The following is a 7789-nucleotide window of genomic DNA, read 5'->3' on the forward strand; positions in this document are numbered from 1 at the left end:
AGGCGCCCTCCGCGTTCGGCGGCACCCCCTCCCGGCAGGCCCCGCCCCCCGGCCCCTCCGGCTACCCGCAGCAGGGCGGCCAGCCGAACAACGGCGGCCCGTCCTTCGGCGGCGGCGTCGACGACTGGGTGATATCCCCGCCGTCGTCCCCGTCCCAGAACGGCCCCGCCGGCGGCTACGGCTACCCGCAGCCCGGCGGACAGCAGGGACCGTCGGGCTACCAGCAGCGCCCGGCCACGTGGACGGTGACCATCGGCCCGGACCGCGAGTACTTCATGGCGATGATGCAGCGCTCCGGCCCGGAAGCGGCAGGCCTCAACCTGCCCGCCTACTCCCCCGAGCAGCAGCGCCCCCTCACCGGCAACCAGCTCACCATCGGCCGCCGCCGCCACTCCACCGGCGACACCCCCGACATCGACCTCTCCGTCCCCCCGGAGGACCCCGGCGTCTCCCACCAGCACGCGGTCCTGGTCCAGCAGCCGGACGGCAACTGGGCGGTGGTCGACCAGAACTCGACGAACGGCACGACGGTCAACGGCGGCGACGAACCCATCCAGCCGTTCGTCCCGGTCCCGCTCCAGGACGGGGACCGGGTGCATGTGGGGGCGTGGACGACGATCACGCTCCGCCGGGGCTGAGCCACCACGCGACTGAAACCGTTCAGGGCCCGCACACAGTGCGGGCCCTGCGCATTTCACCATTGCCGCTTATAGGCGCTGAGGTGGTACGGAGCACGGCTGGAGCTCCGGCGGGAGACACCGCGACTCGGGGCCGTCAGGTCGGGTACCGGCGAGGCCGGGTGGACTTCGGCAGGGGCGTGCAGGCATCCGCGTCGACGCACAGGATGATGTCGATGTCCGCTCCCGTCATGCGGGGTATCCAGTGGCGGACTCCGGCGTCGGTCCACCGGCCGCACCGAGCGCACGTACCCGACACCGGGGGCGAGGTCATGTCCCAGGCGGGGCTCAACGGACGTCCTCCTGGTGGCGCGGGCACGCGCAGGGCGGGAACGACTGGCTGAACGGGATGTCGCGGGCGGGCTGAACGTGGCGCGTGGGACGGACGACCGTGCGCTGTCCGGTCTCGGGGTTCACCCGGTACACCTTGATCGTCAGGCCGGGGTGCGAACCCTCGTCACCTTGTGTGGTCAACATGTGACACACGATCAGGCTTCGGGGTCCCGGTGCGCGGCGGCGGACGGGGCGTCATTTCGGCGACACGCAGGGCGTCAATTCGGTGTCATTAGGCGGCGTGCGTGGGTAACTTGATCGCATGACAACACCGAACGCCACACTCCGGGCCGTGCGGCTCGGGTTGCTGATGAGCCAGGACGAATTCGCCCGTGCGGTGCGGGATGCCGGGCAGCGGGCAGGCCAGCCCAACGAAGCGACCAAGCGCCTCGTGCAACGCTGGGAGAGCGGCGAGACGGCCGTGCCCCGGCCGGTGTACGCACGCGCGCTGGAGAGCGTGACGGGCCTGCCGATCGAGTCTCTGGGGTTCGCGGCCCCGGTGCCGCAAATGCGCGTGACCGGAGACGGACACGGCGGCCACGACGTGCAGGGAAGCCCCGTCGGCGTCCCGGCGGCGACCGCGGCCCAGACCGCTCCGAGGGGCAACTACTCCGGCATCTGGCTGAGCACGTACGAATACTTCAGCTCCGGACGCGACGGCTCGTTCACCGGCAAGCACTACGTCGTCCTGCTCCAGCACGGCAACCGCCTCACCGGCCGCAGCCTGCCGCAGGGTTCACTGAACCCCGACTCACCACTCACCCTGGACCTCCAAGTCGAGGGCAACATCGTCACCGGCACCTGGAACGAGAAGACGGCGAGCGAGGGCTACTACCGGGGCGCTCGCTACTTCGGCGCCGTGCAGATGCTGGTGGAGCCGACCGGCCGCCGCATGGCCGGCAAGTGGGTCGGCTTCGGCAAGGAGTTCGACGTGAACACGGGCCCGTGGGAGCTGCGCTTCATGGACGCCGACACCAGCAAGGCCACGATCGCCCGCTACAACCGGACACCCGAATGAGCCCACCCTGAACATGAGTGAGCCCCCGTCGATCGGCGAAGGCTCACTCATGTTCACCCGTATTACTCACCAGAGGGAAAGTCCGCACCCCGCGAGGCACCCTCGTAGGCGCGCAACTCCTCGACCATGCCGACCAGTTGCTCATGGACGGCCTCATAACCCCCCGCCCCCAACACGATCCTCCGCGGAGGCTCCTCCCGATCCATGGCGTCCAGAACGGCCCGCACCCCCCGCTCCGGATCCCCAGGCTGACACCCGTCCTGCCCGACCATCGACGTACGGACCGACTCGACGAACGGCAGATACGCGTCGACCGACTCGGACACGGACTCGTCGGCGAAGGCGGTGTACGCGTGGGTCCGGAATGCCCCCGGCTCGACGGCGAGGACACGGATACCGAACGGGGCGACTTCCTCACGCAACGCCTCGGTGAGGCCCTCGACGGCGAACTTGGCGGCGCTGTAGTAGCCGAATCCGGGTACGCCCCGCAGGCCCGCGACGGACGACATGTTGACGATCCAGCCGCTACGCCGGGCCCGCATACCCGGCAGAACGGCACGCAGGATCTCCGTGACGGAGAAGAAGTTCAGCTCGAAGGACCGCCGCACATCGGCCTCGGCCATGCCTTCGACGGAGCCGTACCAGCCGCGCCCCGCATTGTTGACCAGCACGTCGATCCCGCCGAACCGCTCCTCCGCGGCACGGACGGCGTCACGGACCTGTCCCGCGTCGGTGACGTCCAGCGGCAGGACCAGGACCCGGTCGCTATGCCGGTCGGCCCAGTCGTCCAAGAGCTTCGGCCGACGGGCGGTGAGGACGACGTTGTCGCCACGTTCGAGAGCGGCGTCGGCGTAGGCCATGCCGAAACCACCGGGGGTCCCGCCAGTGATGAACCAGGTATGCACGCTTCCTCGATTCCTGACCGTCAGGGGGCGATGTCGAGCCTGCTGATCAGCCCTCGGTCGAGGACGAAGCGGTAGCGCAGATCGACGGTTCCGCCGGGGAAGTCGCCTTCGAGGTGCTGGACGACGGTGTACCGGTCGGGGCCGTCGCTCTCGGCTCCGACGAGCGTGGTGGTGTACGTGTACTCGGAGCCGGTCCGCTCCAGCCAGCGCGTGATGGCGGCGGTGCCCTCGTGGGTCTGCCCGTCGTCCGCGACGGAGGCCCCGGGCGTGAAAGCGGCCAGGGCGGCGGGGACATCGCGCGCGTCGTGCGCCCGCAGATAGCGCCGGACGACCTCCGGCAGCTCGACGGTGTCGGGGTTCTCGGCCATGGGAGCGCCTCGCAGACAGGGACATGACGACATGACTCAGCGCCGGTAAGCCGGTCGCTGCTAAAATAGAAGCCAGTAACTTCGACTTTAGCAGTAACCAGGGAGAGTGCCATGCCGAACCGGATCAGGCTGGAGGACCGCGAGTGCCCGCTGTCGACCACGGTGCGGCACGTCGGCGAGTGGTGGACGCTGCTGATCCTTCATGACGCCTTCGACGGCTACACCCGCTTCGACCAGTTCCAGCAGAGCCTCGGCATCTCCACCAGCATGCTCACCGCACGCCTGAAGACCCTGGTCGGCGACGGCCTCCTGGAGCGGCGCCCGTACCAGACGAACCCCGTCCGCCACGAGTACGTCCTCACCGGCCTCGGCCGCTCCCTGCGCCCCGTGATCGTCGCCCTCGCCGCCTGGGGCAACCGCCACCTCGACCCCCAGGAACGCTCCATGATCCTGATCGACGCCGAGACCGGCCAGGAGTCCGACCCGATCGTGGTCGACGCCCACACCGGCAAGCGCCTCGACGACAGCGAGGCGTACGTCTTCAGCGCGGGCCCGGCGGCCAGCGACGCGATGCGGGCCCGCTACACGGAACTGGACCGTCAGCGGCGTACGCGCGGCGCCGCACCGGACGCGACGTAGCCCTGGTCCGAGGGGAGCGCTCGGCCTCACCGAAGGGCAGGCCCGGTACCGCCGCGCCAGTCGTTCACGCGCTTGCGGACCGAGGACACCATGGGGAGGCCGTCGACCTCGTCCGGCTCGAACCAGCGCACGTCCGTCGACTCGTCGGACACGGCGAGCCGCCCGCCGGTCGGCCGTGCCAGGAAGCAGATGGAGAACTCCTGCCGGACCTCGCCGTCGTCGTACGCGAACACGTGGCGGGGGTTGGTGTACGTGCCGACGATGCCGGTCAACTCGACCTCGTAGCCGGTCTCTTCGCGGGTCTCACGGATCGCGCAGTCCGGCAGCGACTCCCCGATATTCATCGCACCGCCGGGCAGCGCCCACATCCCGTTGTCGGTACGCCGCTGGAGGAGGATGCGTCCGGCGCCATCCACGACGACAACCGAGGCCGCGGGGACGAGACTGTTCGCCGCCGGGGCAGCCGGGTCGTCCTCGTAGTCACGCCTGACCATCGGTCTCCTCCCACACCGGGCGCCCTCGACTCCACAGCCCCTCGACGTGCGACGCGAAGCGGTCGAACATCCCGTCGTCCTGATGCCGCCGCAAATGCAGGGTCGGGGCATCATGGCCGACCGAGTGCGTCAGCAGCGGCGTGACGATCATGTCATCGTCGAAGCGGAAGACGGACAGGTGTGCGTGGCCGTCGCTGTACCGCGCGCCGATGCCCTGCTGGCTGCGGATCTTCTCCAGTTCCGCCAGGGTGACGCGGATGCGGGTGGACAGGGTGAGGGCGACGCCTTCGTCCTCCTCACGGGAGCGTGTCACTTCACTGTCGGGATCGCCGACAAGGAACCGCACCCGGCATCCCTGGGCTGCCTTGCGACGCAAGGCGGTCCCGAACCGGGCCTGCTCCAGCCACAGAAAGTAGTTCGTGAACCCGGCGAAGGTCATTTCGCGCTCGGCCCGCGTGATCAGCGCGCGCCAGAGCGACGCGGGAACACCTGACCGGTACGGGTAGACCGACACGACCTCGCGGTCCGGTCCGACCTTGATCGCCTTACGGGTGACTGCCGGCCACAGCACAGATTCCTCCTCTCCCAGCACCTCGGCCGCCGCCCACCGGTGCCGGGCGTGCGGCACACGGCCTGGCTCCGTGATCCATCGGCCAACCGTCTTGGCGTCTACCCCGCAGCGATCGGCCAACTGGCTATCGGTCAACTTGGCTTTGCTCATGGCTCGTTGAAGTGCCTCGTTCACGCATACCCCCATGGACGTTCGACACGTTTCGCGGCGCTCTCCCACTCCGTACCTAACGCGTACAGAACGAGGTTGTAACGCTCCGTAAGTGGCGGTTTGGTGAACGACAGAGACCCCGGCGACCGCTGACACGGTCCCGGGGCGCGGACGACGCCCTCAGGGAGCGACGACATGACCGAACGTACAGCCCGGACCAGTAAGACAACAGCGCGAGGACCCGTCTACGTGGGCCTGCCTGAACCCGACCCCGCGCCGGTGGAGGGGTGCCCCGAGTGCGACGCTCTGTCCCGGCAACGGACGACAGCCCGGCGAGACGGAGACCTGTCGGCCGTGTCCGATCAGAACGTGAAGATGCGTGCGCACCAGGACGGGGGATGCGCATGAACGGGAACACGCTGGACATCGGTGACCTCGCCTACGACGAGAACGCCCGCAAGGTCGGCGTGGTGATGGGGCACGAGGGGCCATACGTGCAGCTCCGTCCGCCGTGCGGCGGACGGGAATGGGACTGCCCACCTGACCGGGCGCGACGCGTGACTGCGGCCGAGCGGCTGTCGGCGAGCGTGGCCCGCACCAACGCGCGCAGCAGGGGAGACGTGCTGTGAGCACCGCGCCCACCGTGGATACCGAGACGATGAGCGTGGAATGCGCCCTCGCCCAGCGGCCCGGGTACCGCGACCTGCACAGGCAGTGCCGCCAGACCCAGGACCTCGAGCTGCCTCACTCACGGGGGCTCTTGCTCGTGCAGCGGTGCACGTGCGACTGCCATCGCGGCAGTGGCGTGATCCGCTGAGAGAGCGGTGGGACCGAAGGCGGATCTCAGGTCCAGACAACCGGGCACCCCCGCCGGATCGAATGCTGAGCAGCACGCAGAAACAGCGCGACGTAGAAGGCCGTGTCCAGGTCCTCACTCCACAGGCCCGCCCCAGCAGCGGCCAGCTCCTTCCCCTGGTGCCTGAACCACCCGCTCAAGTCGAGGTTGTCGCAGGTCGCCGGGGTTTCGGAGGGCAGATCGATGGCTGCCGCGAGCTTCTGGGCGAGCGGGAGTGCCTGGGGAGCGCCGACGACCATGGTCGACTCGCGGGAGCCGGAGCCGGAGCCGATGGGCAACCGGATCTCCTCGTCGAGCGAGAAGGGCACGAGGACGGTCCAGCCGCAGAGGACTTCCGATTCCTCGCGGGACAGGTGCAGCCCGCACAGGGCGTGGAACCCGGTCATCGACGGGGTCAGCTTCTCTTCGAAGGCCTGGCCCGAGCCGGGGACGAAGTCCGCCTCCGGGGGCACGTCCGTGTAGGGCGGCAGGCCCCGCCGCCCGAGTTCGGCGTCGAGCGCCGAAGCGGTTTCGCCCCAGCCGTCCTCCCCCTCGTCGAACCATTCCTCCGCGCCGACGCTCACCACGTACGCACCCATGCCGGGAAGTTACCGAGCGCCACTGACATCGGAAGCGGGGTCCTACGACCCAGGTCCTCGGTCCCCCCGTCTGAGACCATGGACGGGTGAATGAGATCCGGCGTGGCACGCTTCAGGAGCAGACCTTCTACGAGCAGGTCGGTGGGGAGGAGACGTTCCAGCGGCTCGTCCACCGCTTCTACGAGGGCGTCGCGGAGGACCCGCTGCTCAAGCCGATGTACCCGGAGGAGGACCTGGGTCCGGCCGAGGAGCGGCTCACGCTCTTCCTCATCCAGTACTGGGGCGGCCCGACCACCTACAGCGAGAACCGCGGGCATCCCCGGCTGCGGATGCGGCACGCGCCGTTCGCCGTGGACCGGGCCGCGCACGACGCCTGGCTGAAGCACATGCGGGTGGCGGTGGACGAGCTGGAGCTGTCCGAGGAGCACGAGCGGACGCTGTGGAACTACCTGACGTACGCCGCCCAGTCGATGGTGAACACCCCGGAATGACCGCGGATCAACCCGCGACTGACCCTGGAACGACCCGCGACCGACCCGGAATGCCCCGGAACGGCCCCGCGACGCCAGGGCCCGCCTGAACATCGCATTCCGGCCGGCCCGTACCGGAAACCGGTTACGATCCGGTATAGACCTCAGTCCCACGGCTACCCGGCCCCGACCCGCTCTGCCAGCATCGCCACAAGATCTGCAGGACGCAGCAGAGTCGAGGCAGAGCAAAGTCCGAAGGTTACGGGGGCCGGGTGACGGGGTTCATCATGTCGCGCGCGCGGGCACACAGCCTGCTGCTCAGCGCCGCACTGCTCACGGTGGCTCTGACCACGGTCGTACTGGCGACTCTCACGGCGTACTCCGGCGCGCTCGGGGACGCCGCGCTGCGGCACGTGCTGAACGATCCGCGCAACGCCGCGGACACATCCCTGGTCGTCCAGGCGTACACGCCCGCGGGCGGCGAGGCCGACGCGGACGCGGCCGTGCTCGCGGGCGCGCGCAGGACGTTCGACGGGCTGCCGGTGACCGTGCGGTCGCTGCGCCGTTCGGGACCGTACGGGCTGTCCGCCGCTCTCGGTACGGCAGCGGCGGAGCACTCGGACTCCCCGGACCTCACCTACTTCGCGGCGCTGGACCGCTCCCAGGTGCGGCTGGTCACCGGCCGCTTCCCGGGCGCGGCGGCGGGCGACGCCGAGGTGGCGCTGCCGCA

General features: G+C 69.6%; 11 protein-coding genes and 1 pseudogene. 6 read left to right on the forward strand and 6 right to left on the reverse strand.

Annotation, left to right across the window (positions count from 1 at the left end):
• Window positions 1–638, forward strand: a 638-nt coding sequence (locus tag GTW40_RS14205) for an FHA domain-containing protein (protein WP_161180539.1), incomplete at its 5' end; no start/stop codon positions are given.
• A gap of 327 nt (window positions 639–965) precedes the next feature.
• Here GTW40_RS14205 and GTW40_RS14210 read toward each other — a convergent pair.
• On the reverse strand, window positions 966–1154 hold the full coding sequence (locus tag GTW40_RS14210; RefSeq protein WP_161180540.1) for a hypothetical protein: 189 nt from the start codon (window positions 1152–1154) through the stop codon (window positions 966–968).
• A 118-nt stretch (window positions 1155–1272) separates the two neighbouring features.
• Between GTW40_RS14210 and GTW40_RS14215 the strand changes: the two genes are divergently transcribed.
• Window positions 1273–2028, forward strand: coding sequence for an XRE family transcriptional regulator (locus GTW40_RS14215; RefSeq protein ID WP_161180541.1), 756 nt, complete (start codon window positions 1273–1275; stop codon window positions 2026–2028).
• A gap of 62 nt (window positions 2029–2090) precedes the next feature.
• Here the strand turns inward: GTW40_RS14215 and GTW40_RS14220 are convergent, their stop codons facing one another.
• A complete protein-coding gene (locus tag GTW40_RS14220) occupies window positions 2091–2933 on the reverse strand; it encodes an SDR family NAD(P)-dependent oxidoreductase (protein WP_161180542.1) in 843 nt (280 codons plus the stop codon).
• 20 nt (window positions 2934–2953) lie between these two features.
• Window positions 2954–3301, reverse strand: coding sequence for a nuclear transport factor 2 family protein (locus GTW40_RS14225; protein ID WP_161180543.1), 348 nt, complete (start codon window positions 3299–3301; stop codon window positions 2954–2956).
• Between the two features lie 111 nt (window positions 3302–3412).
• On the opposite strand from GTW40_RS14225, the gene GTW40_RS14230 reads away from it, so the two are divergent.
• Window positions 3413–3940, forward strand: a complete 528-nt coding sequence (locus tag GTW40_RS14230; RefSeq protein WP_202485870.1) for a helix-turn-helix domain-containing protein — start codon at window positions 3413–3415, stop codon at window positions 3938–3940.
• Window positions 3941–3966: 26 nt separating this feature from the next.
• Here the strand turns inward: GTW40_RS14230 and GTW40_RS14235 are convergent, their stop codons facing one another.
• Together GTW40_RS14235 and GTW40_RS14240 are read right to left on the reverse strand one after the other, a co-directional pair.
• Window positions 3967–4434 carry an NUDIX domain-containing protein gene (locus GTW40_RS14235; protein ID WP_161180544.1) on the reverse strand — a complete coding sequence of 156 codons (468 nt, stop codon included), beginning with the start codon at window positions 4432–4434 and terminating at the stop codon, window positions 3967–3969.
• A complete protein-coding gene (locus GTW40_RS14240; RefSeq protein WP_161180545.1) occupies window positions 4421–5179 on the reverse strand; it encodes a helix-turn-helix transcriptional regulator in 759 nt (252 codons plus the stop codon). The genes GTW40_RS14235 and GTW40_RS14240 overlap by 14 nt, the downstream gene beginning before the upstream one ends.
• A gap of 380 nt (window positions 5180–5559) precedes the next feature.
• On the opposite strand from GTW40_RS14240, the gene GTW40_RS14245 reads away from it, so the two are divergent.
• Entirely contained in the window at window positions 5560–5784 is a 225-nt protein-coding gene (locus tag GTW40_RS14245; RefSeq protein ID WP_161180546.1) for a hypothetical protein, read from the forward strand.
• Between the two features lie 214 nt (window positions 5785–5998).
• On the opposite strand, the gene GTW40_RS14250 is transcribed toward GTW40_RS14245, so the two are convergent.
• Window positions 5999–6589 carry a hypothetical protein gene (locus tag GTW40_RS14250; protein ID WP_161180547.1) on the reverse strand — a complete coding sequence of 197 codons (591 nt, stop codon included), beginning with the start codon at window positions 6587–6589 and terminating at the stop codon, window positions 5999–6001.
• 86 nt (window positions 6590–6675) lie between these two features.
• Here GTW40_RS14250 and GTW40_RS14255 point away from each other — a divergent pair, with 86 nt between their 5' ends.
• Both GTW40_RS14255 and GTW40_RS14260 read left to right on the forward strand, forming a co-directional pair.
• On the forward strand, window positions 6676–7080 hold the full coding sequence (locus tag GTW40_RS14255) for a globin (RefSeq protein WP_161180548.1): 405 nt from the start codon (window positions 6676–6678) through the stop codon (window positions 7078–7080).
• A gap of 266 nt (window positions 7081–7346) precedes the next feature.
• A pseudogene (locus GTW40_RS14260) lies at window positions 7347–7789 on the forward strand (ABC transporter permease); the annotation flags it as partial.

Origin of the sequence: Streptomyces sp. SID4985 (assembly GCF_009863025.1) — a bacterium.
In the GTDB taxonomy this organism is placed as follows: Bacteria; Actinomycetota; Actinomycetes; order Streptomycetales; family Streptomycetaceae; genus Streptomyces.